The sequence below is a fragment of the Jiangella alba genome (genome assembly GCF_900106035.1).
Taxonomy (GTDB): Bacteria; Actinomycetota; Actinomycetes; order Jiangellales; family Jiangellaceae; genus Jiangella; species Jiangella alba.
Genome location: NZ_FNUC01000004.1, coordinates 2228161 through 2247554 on the forward strand (window position 1 = coordinate 2228161; position 19394 = coordinate 2247554).

The following is a 19394-nucleotide window of genomic DNA, read 5'->3' on the forward strand; positions in this document are numbered from 1 at the left end:
AGAAGGCCTTTCCGAGTAGGGAATCGGGCCTCTGGATGGCACACTTGGAAGGCGATGTCCGGCGCGGGGGGCGCGGCGGACCCGGGGGGATGGCATGAGCGATGAACAACCGCGGCTGCCGGCGGTGACGGTGATCGTCCCGGTGCGCGACGACCCCCGGCTGCGCGACTGTCTCGCCGCCCTGCAACGGCAGGACTACCCGGCCGAGCTGATCGACGTCGTCGTCGCCGACAACGGCAGCCGCACCGACGTCGCCGCGGCGCTCGAACCGTCCGGGCCGGTGCCGACACGGCTGGTCCGCGAGCCGCGCGGCGGGTCGTACACCGCACGCAACGCCGCGCTGCGCGTGGCCACCGGCGCCGTCCTCGCGTTCACCGACGCCGACTGCCGGCCCGATCCCGGCTGGGTGTCCGCGGCGGTCGCCGCATTGACGCCAGGCACCGGCATCGTCGCGGGGCGGGTCCGTGTCTATGCACGTGACGCCCGGCGGCCGCACCCGGTCGAGGCGTACGAGCTGCTGCACGCCTTCCCGCAACGCACCTACGTGAGCCGCGGCGGCGCCTGCGTGACGGCGAACCTGGTCACGACGCGCGAGGTCGTCGACGCCGCCGGCCCGTTCCTCGACGACCTGATGTCCGGCGCCGACATCGAGTGGAGCCAGCGGGTCAACCGCCTGGGCTTTCGCACCCGTTACGTGCCGGAGGCCGTCGTCGCGCACCCGGCCCGCAGCAGCTTCGGGCAGGTGCGCGCGAAGCTGGTGCGGGTGATGTCCGGCCGGGCCGAGCGCGACCGTCTGGAAGGACGCGCCCAACCGCCGGGCCGGCCGCCGGCGCGGGCGTGGATTCCGCCACTCGGCGCATTCCGGCGCGCAGCGCGAAGTCGCGAACTCCCGACCGCACGGGCGAAAGCGGCATTGATCGTCGGCGAGTTCCACCACCGTTATGTGTCGGCCTGGATCGCGTCGAGAATGGCCGCCGAGAATCGGCGCGCCGATTCAGTTCTTGCTCTGCGCGATTCCGTCGACGAATGATCGCGTTCTGCCGCCGCGCAGCCGGCGTCGCCATCGCCAGAGCGTGATTCCCGCCTGCCGTTTGAGCCAGGCGTAGGTGAATGCGGCGACCGTTCTGGCCTTGTCCGGCAACGGGAGGTCGCTGCGCAGGATCCACCGTTCGATGTCGACGAACACCCGGGCCATCGGCGCGACGCCGGACTTGCGCGGCGCGGCCGAGCCGAACCACTGCGCGGCCTGGCCGTCGCTCTGCTCGCCGAGCCCGCGGCTGTCGCGGGTGACGCGGCGGAAGAACAGCCGGTCGGGCACCTCGTGCACGCGTCCGGCCAGCGCGACCTGGGCGAGGAACGTGACGTCGGAGGAGTCGGACGGCGCGATCAGCGTGGTGGCGTCGCGGAGCACGTCGGTGCGGATCACCCCGAAGCACGGGTTGCACAGCCAGCGGTGCGCGGCGAAGGCGCGCATGCGCCGCCACGGCTCCGGGAACGGCAGGTGCATGCCGTCGCGGTGGTCGCCGATGGGGTCGCCGGCCTCGTCGATCAGCCGGGTGCCGCCGTAGGCGAGGACGACGCCCGGGTCGGCGTCGAGAACGGCGACGCAGGACGACAGGTAGGTGGGTGCGATCAGGTCGTCGTCGGCGGCCCACTTGAAGTACGCGCCGCGGGCCAGCTCGACCGGCCGGTTGTAGTTGGCGGCCGCGCCGACGTTAGTCTCGCTGCGGACGTAGCGGATCCGCTCATCGCGACGCGCGAACTCGGCGACGATCTGCCCGGTACGATCCGTGGACGCGTTGTCCGACACGATCAGCTCGAGGTCGCGGAAGTCCTGCGCCAGGATCGACTCCAGGGTCTGCGCGAGGTGGCGTTCGCCGTTGTAGACGGGAAGTCCGACGGTGACGCGGGGGCTGCCGGTCATGGCGCACCTTTCTGCCGCGGATGGTCTGGTAGAGGTCGACGACCTCGTCGCGGGCCCGCGCCCAGGCGACCAGCATCGCCAGCCACGCGAGCACGGCCGCGACCGTGATGAGGATCAGCCCGGCCAGGGCGGGCCACGACTCCGGCAGGACGGCGCGCATGGCGACGGCCGCCGCGAGCACGGCCGCCGACACCGCCAGCGGACGGAGCACCGCGACCAGCGCGTCGACGGGACGCACCGGGGTGTCCCGGCAGGCGACGGCGAACGCCGGCCCGGTCAGCACGATCTGGCTGATGGTGTAGGCCGCGGCGACGCCCTCGACGCCCCACTGGACGCCGATGAGGAACGCGGTGATGGTCCCGGCGGCGTTGACTGCGGCCCAGACGGCCGCCGCGCCGCCCCGGCCGAACGTCACGAACAGCCAGCCGGCGGTGGTCGAGATCAGCTGGATCAGGCTGGTCAGCGCCAGCAGCTGGAAGATCGTCGCCGCCTGCGTCCACTGGCCGCCCAGGAACACCTCGATGACCTCCGGCGCGGCGACCGCCAGGATGACGACGGCGGGCATGCCGGCGTGCGCGAGGCCGTTGATCGCCCGGCCGTACGCCCGCCGGTATCGCTCCGGCTCGCCCTGCAGGGCCGACAGCGTCGGCACCATCACCGCGCTGATCGGGTTCTTGATCTGCCGCAACGGCAGCGTCAGCAGTGCGTACGCCCGGGTGTAGAGGCCGAGCGCACCGGCGCCGAGGACCCGGCCGATGATGATGTTGTCGGCCTGCCGCGAGACCGAGTGGAGCAGGTTCGACAGCGTCACCAGGCTGCCGAACCGCACCAGGTGCAGGGCCGCCCGCAGCTCGCGCGGCCGTCCCGGGCGCCAGTCCACCGCCAGCCAGACGAACGCCGCGGCCAGCACGACCAGCAGCACCTGTTGCAGGACCAGCGCCCAGATCCCGAGGCCGGCGGCGGCCGCGGCGATCGCGACGACGCTGGAGACCGTCCGGGCGACCATGTTCCGGGTGGCCAGCGACTTGAACCGCATGTGCCGGTTGAGCAGCGCGCCGTGCTGCATGGCGACACCGGCGAACGCGTAGCTCACGCCGAGCACCAGGCAGATCTCGACCAGTTGCGGCTCGTCGTAGAACGCCGCCAGCACCGGCCCGGTCGCGGCGACGATACCGGCGAGCAGCAGCCCGAACGCGGCGTTGATCCAGAACAGCGCGTTGACCTGCACCCAGGTGAGGTCCTCGCGCTGGATGACCGCCTGGCTCAGGCCGAGGCCGCGCAGCTGGTCGACGATGACCGTAAGCGTCAGCGCCATCGCCATCACACCGAAGATCTCCGGCGTGAGCTGCCGGGCGAGGATCGCGATGGTGCCGATCTGGAGCAGGTAGCCCAGCCACTCGCCGCCCATCGTCCACTTCAGCCCGTGGCCGACCTTGCTTCCGCTCGTTGCGGAGCGTTCCAGGCCGGGATCGGCGGTACCAGTGGACATGGGCGGCTTCAGGGCAGCGGGTTGACGGTGACGGTGCCGAACGTGACGTCGGTATGGTGGGCGATGAGCAGCAGGGACCCGTTGGCCGGGCCGCTGCCGGTGTAGGTGAGGTCCCAGTTCGCCGGCTCGGGGCCGCCGGCCGGGTACATCTTCATCGAGTACGTGGTCTGGCCGCCGGACGTCGTCTGGGCCCGCACCTTGAAGACGTACTGCTGGCCGAACTGCAGCGGCGCGTTCTTCTTGCCCCGCACCACCGCGCCGTTGCCGAGCAGCTCCATCCGCGGCGTGGAGAAGAACCGGTACCAGGCGTAGGCGCCGATGGTCTTGTAGCCCCACGCCGGCTGCTTGCTGTCGACGGCGGAGTGGCCGGGCCAGCGCAGCCCGACGCCGACCATCGCCTCGTTGCTCAGCGGGCTGCCGGCGCCGGGGCCGATGCCGTGCACGGTGAACGGCACGACGGCCTCGAAGTCGGTCCAGCTCTGGTCGCCGATCGCGATCAGACGGTCGTAGCCGGTGGCGTCCGGCGCGACGCGGGCCCCGTTGTTGCCGACCGTCCAGAGCCCGTCGACGACGGTGGCCTGGCTGGTGAGCGGCTGGCTGCCGGTCCAGTCGGTGACGAACGGCAGGCCGGGCGCGGCGACGTCCTGCCGGACCAGCGTGACGGTGTGCTGCGAGACCTCGCCGGTGGTGTCGGTGGCGGTGAGCGTGACGGTGTTCTGCCCGGCCACGAGGTCGGTGTAGGTGATGTCGGCGTTGAAGTCGCCGGCGTACTGCAGCCGCCGGCTGTCCGGGCCGACCGTCAGCGTCCGCTGGGCGCCGCCGTTGAGCGAGTACCGCAGCGACTGCACGCCGTCGCCGTCGGACACGTTGCCGAGCAGGTTGACCTTGGGCTGGGTGCGGCCGCGGGCGCCGAAGCGCTGGGTGTCGCCGTACCAGACGTCGATGGCGGGGCCGGTGGCCGCCGTCGTCGAGAACGTCCGCGTGGGGCTCGTGGTCGCGTTGCCGGCGAGGTCGGTCGCGACGACGCGCACCTTGTAGTCGGTACCCGGGGTCAGGCCGGTGACCGAGACCTGCTGGCTGAGGTTCGCGGTGGTCGCCTCGGCCCGCCGCGACCAGGTGTTGCTGCCGGCCGGCGCGACCTCCGCGACGCCGGTGGCGAACTCGTCGGTGGACCACGCCACGCCGACTGCGCGGGAACCGGGCACGATGTCGCCGAGCGTCACCTCGGGGGCCGTGGTGTCCGGCGGCGCACCGCCGTCCTCCGGCGAGATCGGCGCGGAGGTCTCGAAGACGTAGTCGACCAGCGCGGTCCAGGCTGGGTTGGGCGCCGCGACGCCGGCGTACGGGCCGATCTGCGTCACCTGCAGGTTCTGCGTGGTCGTGCCGATCGTCGTCCACGACGTGCCGTTGGCGGACGCGCGGAACGTGAACGTGTCGCCGACCCGGGTGACCCGCAGCCACACGCCGGTCGAGAACGTCAGCTTCTTCCTGAGCAGTTGTGTCGACGTGCCGCCGGTGGTCGAGGCCGCGTAGGCGTAGGTCGACGTGCCGTCGCTGTACACGCTGAAGCGCAGCCAGCGCGACGACGACGCCTGGACGATCAGCCCCTCGTCCTGGAACCGCTGGCTGGGCACGGAGTCGAACTTGACCTCGACCTCGGTGTCGGAGTCGTCGACGGACTGCAGCACCCGGGCGGAGCCGTTCGCGCCCCAGGCGTCGCGGGGCTGGCCGGCGGGCAGGCCGATGACCAGGCGCGCGTCCTGGGTGCCGGACCCGGCCGTCTCGAACTCCGCGCCGCCGACGGGGTCGACCGTCGTCCAGCGCCCGGTGTCCAGCGCGGGGGCGGAGAAGTCGTCGCTGACCAGCGAGCCGCCACCCGGCGTGGGCGTCGGCGTCGGGGTCGGCGTGGGAGTCGGCGTCGGTGTGGGCGTCGGTGTCGGGGTCGGCGTGGGGGTCGGTGTGGGCGTCGGCGTCGGCGTCGAGCCGCCGTCCTCGGGCGTGATCGGTTCGTTCGGGTCGAAGACGTAGTCGACGGCGGCCGTGTAGGCCGCCGCGGAAGACCCGCCACCGGCCGCGTTGCCCGCGTACGGCCCGGCCTGGTGCACGGTCAGCGCCTGGGTGAACGTCACCGCGGACGTCCAGGCGTCGCCGTCGGCCGACCACCGCAGGTTCCAGCTGTTGCCGGTGCGGGTGACCCGCAGCGCGATGCGCGAGTCGACACTGGCCGGCAGCAGCTGGTTCAGCCGCGACTTCGCGGTGCCGCCGACGGTGCTGGACGCGAAGACGCGCAGGCCGTCGGCGCCGCGGAACACGTCGAACCGGGTGAACGTCGTGGCGTCCTGGACGAACAGCAGCCCCTGCATCTGGTTAAGCGTGGCCGGGATGGAGTCGAACCCCACCTCGACCGCGAGGTCGGTGTTGTCGACCTGCTGGACGATCCGGGGCACGTCGGCGCGGGTCCACGGGTTGTGGTCGGTGCCGGCCGGCACCCCGATCTCGACCCGGGCGTCGGCGGTGCCACCGCCGGTGACCTGGATCGACGCGTCGCCGAGCGGGTCGACCGTCGTCCACCGGCCGGAGTCGAGCGTGCCCGAGTAGAAGTCGTCGGAGACGACACCACCGGCCGCGGCGCCGGCCGGCGCGACGGCCACCAGCGCGGCGGCGCCCAGGCCCAGCGCGGCGAGGATCGCGGTCGTGAGCCGGAAGCGTGCCCGGTCGTTCATCGTGCCTCCGCTCAGACCGCGACGACCTCGGCGGGAACGCCGAGCTCGCCGAGTTGGCCGGTGATCTCCCGCTGGTACGCGGGGTTGGTGACGAGGACGGTGGCGACCTGCTCGCCGGGCAGGTCGGCGGGCGCGATGACGCGGTGCCCGGAGCCGGGCAGGAAGCGCTGCCACTTGCGCGGGTTGAGGTCGACGACGGTGAGCCGGCCCTCGGGGTCGACGGCGTTGAGGAAGCTCACGCCCTTCGAGCCGGCGCCCCACAGCACCGTCCGCTCGCCGTGCCGGGCGATGTCGTCGCGCCAGCGGGCGACGTGCTCGTGGTGCCGCTCGGCGAAGTCGGCGAGCAGCGCGAGGTGCTCGGCCGGGTCGGCGGGGACCGGATCGGTGCTGCCGGCGCGGACCTCCACCCACGCGTACTGGCCGGCGAACGACCGCCCGGACGCCACCACCTCGAAGCCGCAGCGGCGCATCAGCGCGTGCAGCGACCCGGCGGAGAAGTAGGAGACGTGCGGGTAGATGAAGTCCCACATGCCGGTGGGCCCGAAGTCGAACTCGGCGGCCGGCACCTCGAAGTAGTGGACGGCGTCCGGCGGCGCGGCCGCGCGCAGCGACCGCAGGATCGCCGCCGGGTCCTCCAGGTGCTCCAGCACGTGCCGGCAGACCAGCAGGTCGTACGGCTCGACGTCCTGGCCGGGCCGGTAGTAGTCGCTGACCAGCGTCACGTTCGGGATCTCGCGGTCGGGCATGGTGCTGGGGTCGTAGCCGACGCCGGTGCCGCCGGTGAGCGCGGTGATCGACGCGAGGAAGTCGCCCTTGCCGGAGCCGATCTCGACGACGACGCCGCCGCGCAGGCCGTAGGTCTCGACCAGCCGGGCGGCGAGGTCGTCGGCGTAGGCCTGGAACGTCGGGGAGAAGTGCAGCGAGTTGTCGTACTCGGCGTCGTAGTCGATCAGCTCCGGGTCGAACGCCACGTTCACGGCGTGCCCGCAGTCCGGGCACCCGGCGAGGTCGAGCCGGCCGAGCGCCGCGGACCGGGCGGCGTCGCGGTCGTCGAACATCACGCCGTTGAGCACCGGCGTCAGGCCGAGGTCGGCGATCGGCCGGAGCCGGTCGCGGCCACAGGCGAGGCACGGGCGGAAGGTCATAGCGTCTCCAGGGCGGTCTGGACGCCGCGGGCGTCCAGACCGCGGCCGATCTCGGCGGCGTAGGTGGGGTTCATGACGATGACGAGGTCCGGCGCGAGGTCGGGCACCGCGTCCGGCGCGACCACCCGGTGGCCGCTGCCGGCCAGGTGGCGGTTCTGCTTGTGCGGGTTGATGTCGACGGCCGCCGCGACGTGCCGGGCGTCGTCGCCGAGGGTGGCGAGGAACCCGACGGCCTTCGAGCTCGCGCCCCACAGCAGCACGTTGCCGCCGCTCGCGGCGACCTTGCGCACCCGGCCGCGCCAGTGCGTCCGGGCCTCCTCCATGCGGGCCACGAAGGTGCCGGCCGCGGCCAGCACGTCGTCTCGGTCGCCGGTGTCGACACCGGCCGGCGCGCGGCCGGCGGGCACCGGCCGGGCCTCGATGACGAGGTACTGGTCGTCGTAGGTGCGGCGCAGGTCCAGCGGCTCGAACCCGCTGCGGCGGAACAGCGCGGCCAGCGAGCCGGCGGAGAAGTAGGAGCAGTGCTCGTAGTAGACGTCCCAGAACGCGCCCTCGCGCAACACCCGCAGCACGTCGGGCAGCTCGAACAGCACGACGGTGTCCGTGCGCGCGCCGATGGCGGAGCGCACGGTCCGCAGCCAGGCGCCGACCGGCGCGATGTGCTCCAGCGTGTGCCGGCACACCACCGCCTCGGCGTCGATGGTCTCCAGCGCCTCCGGGAACAGGCCGGGGATCCAGGTCGTGCGCGGCCGCAGCGCGGGGTCGATCCGCTCGGTCCGCACCGCCGGGTCGATGCCGATGCCGTGCCCGACGCCGGACGCGATCAGCGTCGCCAGGAAGTCGCCCTTGCCGCAGCCCAGCTCGACGACGGTCTTGCCGGCCAGCCCGTAGCGGCGCACCCAGCCGTCGGCCAGCTCGGCGGCGTAGTCGCGGAACCGCGGCGAGCAGCCCTGCGACTCCTCGTAGTCGTCCTCGTACCGGGTCAGCGCCGGGTCGAACGCGGTGTTGGTAACGAACCCGCAGCTCTCGCACACCGCGAGGCGCAGCTCGCCGGCCGGGAAGGCGCGCGCGGCCGCCTCGTCGTCGAGCATGAGGCAGCTCGCGGCCGGCACCCGCTCGACGGTGTAGAAGGGGCGCAGGTCCGGCCCGAGGCAGGCGGGGCACGCGGAGGTCATCGCAGCGACCCGATCAGGGCGACGTAGCGGCGGGCCTGGTCGGCCCAGGCCAGCTCGGTCTCGATCCGCTGCCGGCCGACGGCGCCCATCTGCGCGCGCCGGCGCGGGTCGTCCAGCAGGGCGGCGATGGTCTTGGCCATGACCACCGGGTCGCCGTCGGGCACGTAGTCGGCGGCCGGTCCGGCGCAGCGCATGGTCTCGCGCAGGTCCGTCGCGACGACGGGCACCGCATGCGCCATGTACTCCAGCGTCTTGTTCATGGTCGAGCGGTGGTTGAACTCGCACGGCGGGTCCGGGGTCACGCCGACGTCGGCGGTCGACAGCCAGCGGCCCAGCTCGGCCTGGTCGACCCGGCCGGTGAACGTGACCCACTCGTCCAGGCCCAGCCGCGTGCACTGGGCGCGCAGGTCGTCGAGGCTGTCGCCGTACCCGAGCAGCCCGAACCGGGTGTCCGTCCGGCCCAGCGTGTGCACGTAGTGGGCGGCGGCGTCGAGCAGGCGGTCGACGCCGTCCTGCGGGCCCATGATGCCGATGTAGCAGACCAGGAACTCGCGGCCGCCGCGCAGTTCGGGGTGCGGCGGTCCGGGCTTCATCAGCTCCGGGTCGGGCGAGCTCATGACCACGGCCGTGCGGCCGATCGGCACCTTGCCGCGGGTGAGCGCGACCTCCTGGTACGACGGGTTCGGGCTGACCACGCGGTCGGCGGTGGCGTAGGTGGCCCGCTCGAGCAGCAGCAGGGCCCGGTAGAGCAGGCCACGCTTGCCGAAACGCGCCTCGTAGACCTCCGGGCACAGGTCGTGCTGGTCGTACACGAACCGCTTGCCGCGCAGCTTCCACAGCAGGCCGAGCAGCCAGTAGGTGTCCGGCGGGTTGCACGCCTGCAGGATGTCGAAGCCCTCGGCGCGGGCCGCCCGCAGCGACAGCCGGGCCGTGCGCAGCCAGCAGACGACGAACTCGACGAGGTAGCTGACCAGCCCCGACGTCGCCGGCGGCGGCTGGTACGAGCGCACCACGATGCCGTCCAGCTCGTGCACGTCCGGTTCGTCCGGCGTCTCCTTCGGGCAGATGACCGTGACGCCGTACCCGGCGTCGAGCAGCGCCCTGCACTCGTGGCGCACCCGTCGGTCGATCCGCACCGGGATGTTCTGAACGACGATCAGCACCCGTGGCGTCGCACGCCGCCGGGTTCCACCCCAGACCCCCATGAAGCAGCCCCCCAGGCTTATCGGTCGAGCGTACCGCCGTTCAGACGGCCGCTCCCGGCTCTGCGTCGCCCGGCGCGGGGGACTCCTTCCGCGACGCCACGTACATGGCGGCGCCGGCGGCGGTGAGCAGCCCGCCGACCGCCAGCCCCTGGGCGACGTCGCCCGGGCCGGTGTTGGGCAGCCCGCCCGCGGTGGTCTCGTCCTCGTCCTCGTCGCCGGGCGGCCGCGGCTTCCCCGACGGTGTGCTGGTGCCGGGCGGTGTCGTCTCGTTCGACGGAGGCGGCGTGGTCTCGGTGGACGGCGGCGGCGTCGTCTCGTTCGACGGCGGCTCCGTCGGCGGCTTCGGCGGCTCCGTGGGCGGCTTCGGCGGCTCGGTCGGCGGCTCGCCGCTGGGCGAAGCGGCGTTCGCGGGGGTCAGCGTGATGGCGGTGACCGTGGGCACCGTCCAGACCGCCGTCCCGACGGCGACCCCGCGGCGAAGGATCTGCCGACGGCTCAGCCCGGTGACATCATCGTGTGGCATATCGGCCCCATCGAGTCAAGGCGCACGCCCCCCGTGCGCTGGCGTGCATCATAACGGCATAACTGACCATTTGTCGCCCCGAGCCGGGGCGACGGGTTGCGGGCCTGGCTACCCTGGGGTCCATGACGGCGCCCCCGCCCCTCTCGCGCGCCCACGCCGTGCGCGAGCTCGATGTCGACGGCGCGGTCACCCTCTTCCACGAGCCCACCCAGACGGCACTGGTGCTGAACGAGACCGCGAGCGACGTCTGGCGGTTGCTCGACGGCCGGCGCACGGTCGCCGACATCGTCGACGAGCTGGCTCAGGTGTACGCCGCCGACGCCGGCACCATCCGGTCCGGGGTGCACGCGGCGCTGCGCCAGCTGGCCGACCACCACGTCCTCGACGGCGCTCCGCACGCATGACCGACCCCGTGGTGCTCGACGTCATCGGGGTGCGCGTCGAGGTGCCGGCCGAGGGGTATGCCAGCGTCGAGGAGCTGTACGCGGCCGCCGCGCGACTGGCCGTCGAGCGCTCGCACGAGCTGTTGTTCCACGCCGGCGCGGTCGAGCGCGACGGCGTGGCCGTCCTCTTCCCCGGCGAGTCCGGCACCGGCAAGAGCACGACGGTCGCGGCCTGCGTCCGGCACGGCTTCGGTTACCTGACCGACGAGATGGTCGCGCTGGACCTCGGTACCGGCGCCGTGCGCGGCTGGCCGCGGCCGATCATGCTGACGGCCTGGGCGCAGGAGGCGCTCGGGCTGCCGGTGCGCGACGGTGGCGAGGGCAAGGCGGCGGTGTCGTGCGCCGAGCTCGGCGGCACGACGGTCGAGGCGGCGCTCCCGGTGGCGCACGTCGTGGGGGTGCGCCGTGGCGCGGCGGTGACGACGCTCGGCCCGATGGCCGCGGGCGACCTGCTGACGCTGCTGCTGTCGTCGTCGTTCAACCACTACCGGCACGGCGCGGCGGCGTGGACGGCGGTCGCGGCGCTGGCCGGCCGGGTTCAAGGCTGGTGGCTGGACGCCGCCGACGTGGACTCCGCCGCTGCCGCCGTCGCCGGGCTGCCATACTCACGCTCGTGACCAGCATCGTCGTGCCCGCCCACAACGAGGAGCGGGTGCTGGGCCGGACGCTGTCGGCGCTGCTCGCCGACGCGGCGCCCGGCGAGTTCGACGTCGTCGTGGTGGCCAACGGCTGCACCGACGCCACCGCGGCGGTCGCCCGCGGGTTCGCCGGGGTGCGCGTCGTCGAGACCGAGGTGGCGTCGAAGAGCAACGCGCTGCGGCTCGGCGACGACGCGGCGGCCGGCTTCCCGCGCGTCTACCTCGACGCCGACGTCGTCCTGCCGGCGGCGCAGCTCCGGGCGCTGTGCGCGGCGCTCACCGGCGGCGTGCTCGCGGCCGGCCCGCGGCGGCGGCTGCCGATGGACGGCGTGGGCTGGCCGGTGCGCTGGTACTACGACGTGTGGGAGCGGCTGCCGCACGTCGCCGGCGAGCTGTACGGCCGCGGCGTCATCGCGCTGTCCGAGCGGGGGCACCAGCGGCTCGGCGTCTGGGACGACGTCATGGCCGACGACCTCGCCGTCGCCACGGCGTTCGGGCCGGCCGAGCGGGCGATCGTCGCCGGCGCCGTCGTCGAGATCCGCCCGCCGCGCACCTACGCGGACCTGCTGCGCCGCCGCGTCCGGGCGATGTCCGGCAACGCCCGGCTGGTGGCGGGCGACCGTCCGGCCGGCGCCCGGGCGCAGCCGCGCACCGGCTGGCGCGACCTGCGCCGCATCGTCGCCGCCGAGCCTCGGCTGGCGCCCAAGGTGGCGTTGTTCCTCGGCACCGCGGTGCTGTCGCGGCTGCGGGCGCGGCGGGCCGACGACACCTGGCTGCGCGACGAGAGCAGCCGCACCTGACGGTGGTCGATTCGCCCGTTCCGTCGATCGGACCCGCTGCCGGGTACTCAGCGACGCAGGAGTCCTGAGACCGGCAGGAGGTCGGGTCATGAACAAGGGCAAGGCGGCGATGCTCGCCGCGGTGGCGCTCGCGGGAGGCGTGGTCGCGGGCGGTGCGGCCGCGTCAGCGCAGGCCGTTCCGCCACCGTGCGGCTTCTACGAGGTGGGCGGCGGCTTCCTCAACGACGACATGTACAACCACTGTGGCGACCATCCGGTGTGGGTGACGATGGTCGGCCTCGGCATCTACAACCAGTACACGGCGTGCCTGGCGCCCGGCGTGCACGACCTGAACGAGATCTTCAACAACCCGGTCCTCGACGCCTACTCCGAGGGGGAGCCGTGTTCGGATCCGGAATGACCCGCGGGGGCGCAGTGGCCATGGGGCTCGCCGCGATCGTCCTGACGCTGGGCGTCGCGCCGGCCGCGCCGGCCGACGAGATCTGCGGCAGCTACGCGGTCAACGGCAACCGGTACTGGGCGAACTGCACCGATGCCGGGCAGGAGATCCGCTGGCACGTCGTGATGCCGCCGTCGCTGTTCAACTACGACTGCGTCCCGGCCGGCGAGTCCCAGTACGTCGGTCCGAGCGCCACCATCTGGGACGTCTTCGCCACCGGCGACACCTGCTAGGTCAGCTCACGTTCGGGATGAGCCGCCTGACGAGGTCGTCGAGCTCGTCGACGACCTCGCGCCAGACGGAGGCGCGCTGGCCGTAGGGGTCGACGAGGTCGTCGTCGGGGTCGTCGCCGGCGATGTCGTCGCGGGTGCGGCCCTCGCCGACGTGGTGCAGCCAGTCGGTGAAGCGCTGGTGCCGGCCCCTGACGGCGGCCTTCTCGACCCGGCGGACGAAGTCCTTCAACGTGAACGTCTTCACCCAGGCGTCCGGGCCGGCGTCGACGACGGCCCGGACGTGCTCGCGCTCCATGCCCAGCACGAGGGCCGCCGACGCGACCGCGGCCGGCGTCACGGGGAGGCTGCGGTGCCCGCCCAGCTCCAGCCCGCGCTCGCGCATGACCGTGATGCCGACCGGCGGCACCGAGCCGTGCGCGCCCACCAGCGCACCGGACCGGCCCACCAGCGGCGACCCCGCCCGCGGCGCGTAGGTGTCGAGCATGGCGGCGGCGATGGGCGAACGGCAGCGGCCGGCCGTGCACACGAAGAGAACGTCGATGCTGACCCCCACCCGGTGCCCGGTCCGACGACGACGGACGCAGTCTACGGCCGGGGTCGCGCCCGGTTCGTCCGTGGTCGCATCGTGGCCGCCGGGTGGAGCGCGGGGTGGGCGGCGGCCGCCCACCCCGCGCGCTGTCAGCCGACCCGGACGGTCTGCTTGCGGTAGCTGGAACTCGGCCGCAGCGGGTCGTAGCGGTTCTCGACGTTGCCGGCGGCGTCGACGGAGAACCAGTGCACCCGCGTCGACCCGGCGCCGAGCGGGATCGGCGCCGCACCCTCACGCAGCCCGGACGACTCCACCCGCGGCGACTCGTACGTCGGGCGGCTGCCATCGAGCGTGTAGTGGATGGTCACCGGCTCGGTCGCCTCGAACGTGACGCCCGCGTCGGTGAGCTCGAGCGTGGTGCGCGGCGGCCGGTTGTCGCGGCCGTACGCGCGGGCCACCTCCAGCAGCCCGACCAGGCCGTTGGAGAACTCCATGGCCTGCTCGTAGCCCTCCGCGAACGGCGGCTGGAACCCCTGCGGATCCCACTCCCGCTCGACCGGGTCCCACAGGTCCGCGCCGACCTCGAAGTCCCAGCCGAAGATGCCGCGGTTGTACCAGTGCTCGTCGGCGGAGTTGCCGGCCGCCGAGTAGAGCACGTCGCTGACCGGGCCGGTGCGGCCGGGCCAGACCGCCGTGCCGCGCCAGTCCTGGACGGCGGACAGGATGTGGCTGGACGCGGCCCAGAAGTAGTTCTCCTCGCCCAGCGTCGGGCGGGGCAGCGGGACGCGGCCGTTCTGGACGTACGCGCCGGGCGGCCACATGAAGTACCCGCCGTAGGAGTGCACGTTCATCGCGAACCTGATGTTCGGGTACTGCTCGGTCAGCCACACCTCGTTGCGCGCCTCCGGCTCGGACAGCTCGGCCGGCCCGGAGAAGTTGCCGCTGGTGCAGCTCGCGGACGCGCCGCTGTAGCCGTCGAAGCGGGACCCGACGGAGAAGTTGCGGTTCAGGTCGACGCCCCAGGAGTTCGCGCTGGCGGGGTCGCCGCTCGTGGCCGGGCAGTGGTTCGTCAGGTTCTTGCGCTGCCCGTTGAAGTCGTAGAAGGAGTAGTGGGCGCCGTCCGGGTTCACCGACGGGACGATGAAGATGTCGAGGTCGTCGACCAGCTTCTTCGTGTCGGCGTCGTTGGCGTAGTTGCGCAGCAGCCGCTCCGCCGTCTCCAGCGCGACCAGCGGCGTCACCCACTCGCGGGCGTGCTCCTGGCTGTAGGCGAACACGCCGGTCCTCGACCCGTCGCGGACCTTGCCGATGCGGATGGCCCGCACGCTGAACGGCTCGCGCGAGATGCCCGCGGGCGCGTCCAGCCCGTCGCTGAGGTCCTGGGCCCCGGCGACGGCGATCCCGGTGCCGCCGGTGGTGCGGTACGTCGCCGCCGTCACCAGGGCCGACGCGGCGGGTGCGGCGTTGACGGCCGCGACGACCTGCGCCGCGGTGCTGTTCGGCACACCGGCCGCGTCGGTGCCGAGCGACACCCGGACGGTGCCGCCGGTGACGCCGACGCTCAGCGGGCTGTTCGCCGTGCCCGGGTTCACCGTCTCCAGCCGCAGGTCGTTGCCGCCCTCGTGGCCCCAGTCGTGCGACGTCACGTAGAACGCCGTCGCGCCGGCGCCGATCATCGCCTGCGCCTTCCGCCGGTACCCGTTGGTCTGGTACGGCAGCTCGACGATCTCGGCGAGCTCGGGGAACTCCGCGGCCAGCGCCTCGATGCGGTCGTACAGCTCGGTCGGGTCCATGTAGTGGTCGACGAAGCCGGTCGCGTAGTGCGGGCCGGGGTCGGGGCGCGGGTCGCCGAGCCACTCGACCACCGGCACGGTGACCGAGGCGCCGCCGCTGCTGGTGACGGTGACCTCGGCGGGAACGTCGTCGACCGCGACCGGCTCGAAGAGCGTGTGGTAGATGTACTGGCCGGCGTCGACGAACCGGTCCATCGTGACGGTCTGGCCGCCGAAGCCGACGGTCAGCGTCACGTTGCTGTCGGCACCGAGCGAGGTCTTGACCTCGACACCGAGGTAGGTCTGGCCGCCGACGCTCTCGAACCACTCGGCGCGCAGCGGGGTGAGCGTCTCGGCCATGCGGGCGAACGTCTGGTTCACCCGGCGGACCGCGGCGTCGCGCTCGGCGACGACGGCCTCGGTCTCGGCGGCGCTGACGACGACCTCGCCGACGGCGTAGCCGAGGTCGCGCAGCACGGCTTGTTCGGCCGGCGTGGCGACGACGTGGACCACCAGGCCGCCGTCGGCGGGGCGGGTGTACTCGGTGACGTCGGCGCCGGCCTCGATCAGCCCGGCGATGGCGTCCTGGTCGGCGACGGTGACCTCGACGATCTCGGTCGCCTCGCCGGTGGTGGCGGCGGCTGAGACCGGCGAGGCGACGTCATCGGGTTCGGGTTCCGCGCCGGCCGCCAGTGGCAGCCCGGCCAGGAGCAGGGGCAGGGCTGCCAACACGGCCAGCCGGCGGCGGGGACGAGGGGTCTGCGGTGCCATGGGCCACTCCCGGAGGAAGAGGACTATATGACGTGACACGCCATATGGTGCTGGCCCGATGTCACATTCCGCTACCCTTTGTCCTGGTTTTCTTGACTCAGCGTCACCGGCTCAGTCGCTGGAACCGGCGCACCGGCGTCAGGCACTCGCGTTCAGCTGCGGGTCGCCCACGGCGCGGCCGGCGACCAGGTTCGAAGTGAACCGAGTGATGTCGTCTCGTAGGCTCGGGTGAGCGCGCGGATGCGGGACCTCGGCGGTCACGGTGTCGAGCACGGAGGCAAGGGCGTCGTCAACGACACGTTCAGCGTCCGACAGCCCCCATGCCGCGCCTTCGGCGACGAGGTGCGAGCGCGTGATCGCCCGGTGTCTGTACTCCTGATCGACTGCGAGAGCCATCTCTTGGTCATTGGGCTGGTGTGCCTGAGGGACGAGGTCATAGGCCGGGGCGAGCGTCATCGAGCCGTCTGGGGGGTGCAGCAGAGAGATGTTCTTGGCGTGCAGGTCCAGATTGCCGAGGGCGACGGCGACCACGGTCATACGCAGCAGCCGTTCCAGTGAGCCTTGGTCTCCGACGGATGACAACACCCCGGCGATGCGAACCAGGCTCACTCGACCGCCGTGTCTCTGGTACTTGGCGTTGCCGCTGACGCCGAGTACTTGATTGAAGTCCTCTTGATGGATGCGCCCCTGTGGCGCGTCCAGGGAGCGGTCGTAGCGTTCGATGACTATGGCGGGGGTAGCGTCGAAATCCTCGATCCAGGTGTGGAATCCCGAGAGCCCGGCGGCATGAGCGAAGCGTGAGCCGTATTCTTCGTCGTAGATCATCGTCGGGAAATCTCGCGACTCTGGCTTGAGGATGTGTGTGGATGGGTAGCCGTCGATCGGACGGCTCCAGCCGTCCGAACTGCGCACGAGCACGATCTTGTCCTGCACCCCGGCCAGCGAGGTCTTTCCGCTCGTCGGCCTGTTGCCCAGCGGGTTTCTCTGTACGTTCGTCAGCATGTCCGCTACTTCGGCGATGGTCAGGGGTACAAGGTCGGGTTGTTTCGGCTCGCCGGGGGCATCGGGATCCCAGATCTGAAGGGCACCGGCGACATCTCGTCCGTAGGTGCCGAGCAGGCCGATGACGTCCTGCTCGGTCAGGCCTGCCTGTTGAGCAAGCAGCGTGAGCATCTGGCCCTCGGGAAGCAGTTCGCGGAAGAAGCTCTGACGCCGGGCCTTGTGTGCACGGGTCCGTACTGCTGCCAGCGGAATCGCCACCGACAGGATTGTGCTGTCGATCCCGAACTCTTCGACGGCGCTCCGAGTGGCGACGAAGTCGAAGGTGCGCCAGGTGCCGGTGAGCGTGCCGACTCGCGTGCCGTACAGCTCCACGACCAAGTCAGCCATGATGGTCCGTCGTGTGGATCGTGGCGGTGAGTTCCATCCCGGTTTCTCGCATGGCGGCGAACAGGCGATCCATGAAGATCGAGGGCTTGCCCGCCTCGATCTCCCAGATGTATCGCTGGGTTGTGCCGAGGCGGGCAGCTAGCTCGCGCTGACTGATCCCGCTCAGTAGGCGCGCCTGCTGCAGGATGCGCCCCAGTGACTCCGCGCTGGTGACTTCTCCCGTGTAGGCCACGACCACTCCTGACTACGATTTGGTAGTCAAGATAGTTGACTACGATTTAGTAGTCAAGGGCATTGACGTCGATATTCACGTCGTTGCGAGGCGGCGGGTTCAGGCGGTCGCTCTCGGTCACCGGCTCAGCCGCTGGAACCGGCGCACCGCCATCGGCACGAACACCAGCGTGATGACCAGCGGCCAGACGATCGCCCCCAGCAGCGCGTGCTGCTCGATCCAGCTGTCGCCCAGCGCCGCGGGGTTGCCGAACAGCTCGCGCGCCGCCGTCACCGTCGACGACACCGGGTTCCACGCCGCGACCGCGCCCAGCCAGTCGGGCATCTGCGACGGCGCGACGAACACGCTGGAGATCATCGCGAACGGGAACGCGACGGCGAACAGGCTGCCGGCCGCCTCCTCGTTCGGCGTCAGCAGGCCGATCCAGATGCCGATCCAGATCAGCGCGAACCGCAGCCACAGCAGCAGCCCGAACGCCGCCAGCGTCGCCCAGAAGCCCCCGTCCGAGCGCCAGCCGATCACCAGCGCCGTGATCGCCAGCACCACGAGGTCGAGCGCGGCGCTGACGATGTCGGCCAGGCCGCGGCCGGTGACCGGTGCCGACGGCGCCATCGGCATCGAGCGGAACCGGTCGGTGACGCCCTTCGTGGTGTCGATGACGACGGCGTAGGCGGTGTTCATGAAGCCCATCGCCATGGTCATGCCGAACATGCCGGGCATCAGGTACTCGCGGTAGTCGCCGCCGCCCGGCACGCTCATCGCGCTGCCGAATACGTACCCGAACAGCAGGACCGACACGATCGGGAAGCCGAGCTGCCAGGCGATGTTGCCCGGCTGCCGGACCAGGTGCGTCAGCGTGCGGCGGGCGACGGTCCAGCCGTCGGCCAGCGCCCAGTACAGCCGCCGCTCCGGCGCGTCCAGGTCGTCGTCGAGGAGGGCGCTGCTCATGCGGGGACCTCCGTCCGGTCGGTCGTCGTCTCGGTGGTCTCCTCGGGCTTGTGCCCGGTGAGCCGCAGGAACACCTCGTCCAGCGTGGGCCGGCGCAGCCCGATGTCCTCGACGCCGATGCCCTCGTCCTGCAGCGTGCGGGCCACCTCGGTGAGGGCGGCGACCCGCCGCTCGACCGGCGCGGCGACCCGCCTGAGCTCCTCGTCGACCTCCGGCTCGCCGGACGCGACCCGCGTGACGGCCTGCACCGCTACCGGCAGGTCGACCGCCTCCTCCAGCACGACCTCCAGCTGGTCGCCGCCGACGCGGCGCTTGAGCGCGGCCGGGGTGTCGTCGGCGATCACCCGGCCGTGGTCGATGACGGCGACCCGCCCGGCCAGCTGGTCTGCCTCGTCGAGGTACTGCGTGGTCAGCAGCACGGTGGTGCCGCCGGACACCAGCGAGCGGACCGCCGTCCACACCTCGTTGCGACCGCGCGGGTCGAGGCCGGTGGTCGGCTCGTCGAGGAAGAGCACCCTCGGCGCGAGGATCATGCTGGCGGCGAGGTCGAGCCGGCGCTTCATGCCGCCGCTGTACTCCTTGGTGCCCTTGTCGGCGGCCTCGGTGAGGTCGAACTGCTCGAGCAGCTCGTCGGCCCGGGCGGCCGCGCGGGCCGCGCCGAGGTGGAACAACCGGCCGAACATCCGCAGGTTCTGCCGGCCGGTCAGGATCTCGTCGACGGCGGTGAACTGGCCGGTGAAGCCGATGCGGCGGCGCACCTTGCGGGCGTCGCGGACGACGTCGAAGCCGGCCACCTCGGCGCGGCCGCCGTCGAGGCGCACCAGGCTGGCCAGGATGCGCACCGCCGTGGTCTTGCCGGCGCCGTTGGGTCCCAGCAGGCCGTAGACCATGCCCTGCGGGACGGCGAGATCGAAGCCGTCGAGGGCGCGTTTCTCGCCGTACCTCTTCTGCAGTCCTTCGGCTTCGATCGCGTGGCTGGAGGTGCTCAAGGGAGTCCCTTCCGCTGAACCGAGTAC

Annotated in this window: 19 protein-coding genes; 6 read left to right on the forward strand and 13 right to left on the reverse strand. The window is 72.3% G+C overall.

Going from position 1 to position 19394, the window contains the following annotated elements; all coding sequences use genetic code 11:
* Window positions 1–94: 94 nt before the first annotated feature.
* Window positions 95–1030, forward strand: coding sequence for a glycosyltransferase family 2 protein (locus BLV02_RS28330; protein WP_074946748.1), 936 nt, complete (start codon window positions 95–97; stop codon window positions 1028–1030).
* On the opposite strand, the gene BLV02_RS37800 is transcribed toward BLV02_RS28330, so the two are convergent.
* The 7 genes from BLV02_RS37800 to BLV02_RS28370 all read right to left on the reverse strand — a co-directional run bounded on the left by BLV02_RS37800 (window position 995) and on the right by BLV02_RS28370 (window position 10184).
* A complete protein-coding gene (locus tag BLV02_RS37800; RefSeq protein ID WP_245737816.1) occupies window positions 995–1855 on the reverse strand; it encodes a glycosyltransferase family 2 protein in 861 nt (286 codons plus the stop codon). The genes BLV02_RS28330 and BLV02_RS37800 overlap by 36 nt on opposite strands.
* On the reverse strand, window positions 1746–3413 hold the full coding sequence (locus BLV02_RS28340) for a lipopolysaccharide biosynthesis protein (protein ID WP_083288830.1): 1668 nt from the start codon (window positions 3411–3413) through the stop codon (window positions 1746–1748). Before BLV02_RS28340 ends, BLV02_RS37800 begins: the two co-directional genes overlap by 110 nt.
* A gap of 8 nt (window positions 3414–3421) precedes the next feature.
* Window positions 3422–6136, reverse strand: a complete 2715-nt coding sequence (locus BLV02_RS35235; protein WP_069112586.1) for a DUF1349 domain-containing protein — start codon at window positions 6134–6136, stop codon at window positions 3422–3424.
* 11 nt (window positions 6137–6147) lie between these two features.
* Complete coding sequence (locus BLV02_RS28355) at window positions 6148–7281, reverse strand: class I SAM-dependent methyltransferase (protein ID WP_083288831.1); 1134 nt, start codon at window positions 7279–7281, stop codon at window positions 6148–6150.
* Window positions 7278–8456 (reverse strand): class I SAM-dependent methyltransferase, encoded by a 1179-nt coding sequence (locus BLV02_RS28360; RefSeq protein ID WP_069112587.1) that lies wholly within the window; start codon window positions 8454–8456, stop codon window positions 7278–7280. The genes BLV02_RS28355 and BLV02_RS28360 overlap by 4 nt, the downstream gene beginning before the upstream one ends.
* Window positions 8453–9592, reverse strand: a complete 1140-nt coding sequence (locus BLV02_RS28365) for a glycosyltransferase family 4 protein (protein ID WP_216094325.1) — start codon at window positions 9590–9592, stop codon at window positions 8453–8455. The genes BLV02_RS28360 and BLV02_RS28365 overlap by 4 nt, the downstream gene beginning before the upstream one ends.
* A 109-nt stretch (window positions 9593–9701) precedes the next feature.
* Entirely contained in the window at window positions 9702–10184 is a 483-nt protein-coding gene (locus BLV02_RS28370; RefSeq protein WP_069112589.1) for an LPXTG cell wall anchor domain-containing protein, read from the reverse strand.
* A gap of 122 nt (window positions 10185–10306) precedes the next feature.
* Between BLV02_RS28370 and BLV02_RS28375 the strand changes: the two genes are divergently transcribed.
* The 5 genes from BLV02_RS28375 (at window position 10307) to BLV02_RS28395 (ending at window position 12737) form a co-directional block, all read left to right on the forward strand.
* On the forward strand, window positions 10307–10588 hold the full coding sequence (locus BLV02_RS28375; RefSeq protein ID WP_083288832.1) for a PqqD family protein: 282 nt from the start codon (window positions 10307–10309) through the stop codon (window positions 10586–10588).
* Window positions 10585–11244 carry a hypothetical protein gene (locus BLV02_RS28380; RefSeq protein ID WP_069112591.1) on the forward strand — a complete coding sequence of 220 codons (660 nt, stop codon included), beginning with the start codon at window positions 10585–10587 and terminating at the stop codon, window positions 11242–11244. Before BLV02_RS28375 ends, BLV02_RS28380 begins: the two co-directional genes overlap by 4 nt.
* Window positions 11241–12065, forward strand: a complete 825-nt coding sequence (locus BLV02_RS28385) for a glycosyltransferase family 2 protein (protein WP_069112592.1) — start codon at window positions 11241–11243, stop codon at window positions 12063–12065. Before BLV02_RS28380 ends, BLV02_RS28385 begins: the two co-directional genes overlap by 4 nt.
* 88 nt (window positions 12066–12153) lie before the next feature.
* On the forward strand, window positions 12154–12465 hold the full coding sequence (locus tag BLV02_RS28390) for a DUF6355 family natural product biosynthesis protein (RefSeq protein WP_069112593.1): 312 nt from the start codon (window positions 12154–12156) through the stop codon (window positions 12463–12465).
* A complete protein-coding gene (locus BLV02_RS28395; RefSeq protein ID WP_141711670.1) occupies window positions 12462–12737 on the forward strand; it encodes a hypothetical protein in 276 nt (91 codons plus the stop codon). Before BLV02_RS28390 ends, BLV02_RS28395 begins: the two co-directional genes overlap by 4 nt.
* Before the next feature lies 1 nt (window position 12738).
* On the opposite strand, the gene BLV02_RS28400 is transcribed toward BLV02_RS28395, so the two are convergent.
* The 6 genes from BLV02_RS28400 to BLV02_RS28425 all read right to left on the reverse strand — a co-directional run bounded on the left by BLV02_RS28400 (window position 12739) and on the right by BLV02_RS28425 (window position 19367).
* Entirely contained in the window at window positions 12739–13263 is a 525-nt protein-coding gene (locus BLV02_RS28400) for an arsenate reductase/protein-tyrosine-phosphatase family protein (protein WP_171906789.1), read from the reverse strand.
* A gap of 152 nt (window positions 13264–13415) precedes the next feature.
* A complete protein-coding gene (locus BLV02_RS28405) occupies window positions 13416–15809 on the reverse strand; it encodes a M14 family zinc carboxypeptidase (RefSeq protein ID WP_074946752.1) in 2394 nt (797 codons plus the stop codon).
* Window positions 15810–15947: 138 nt separating this feature from the next.
* The gene (locus tag BLV02_RS28410; RefSeq protein WP_069112596.1) at window positions 15948–17198 is read right to left on the reverse strand and encodes a type II toxin-antitoxin system HipA family toxin; all 1251 of its coding nucleotides are present in this window, start codon (window positions 17196–17198) and stop codon (window positions 15948–15950) included.
* Complete coding sequence (locus BLV02_RS28415; protein WP_069112674.1) at window positions 17191–17430, reverse strand: helix-turn-helix domain-containing protein; 240 nt, start codon at window positions 17428–17430, stop codon at window positions 17191–17193. The genes BLV02_RS28410 and BLV02_RS28415 overlap by 8 nt, the downstream gene beginning before the upstream one ends.
* Window positions 17431–17547: 117 nt before the next feature.
* A complete protein-coding gene (locus BLV02_RS28420) occupies window positions 17548–18378 on the reverse strand; it encodes an ABC transporter permease (protein ID WP_069112597.1) in 831 nt (276 codons plus the stop codon).
* A complete protein-coding gene (locus tag BLV02_RS28425) occupies window positions 18375–19367 on the reverse strand; it encodes an ATP-binding cassette domain-containing protein (protein ID WP_069112598.1) in 993 nt (330 codons plus the stop codon). Before BLV02_RS28425 ends, BLV02_RS28420 begins: the two co-directional genes overlap by 4 nt.
* Window positions 19368–19394: the final 27 nt, after the last annotated feature.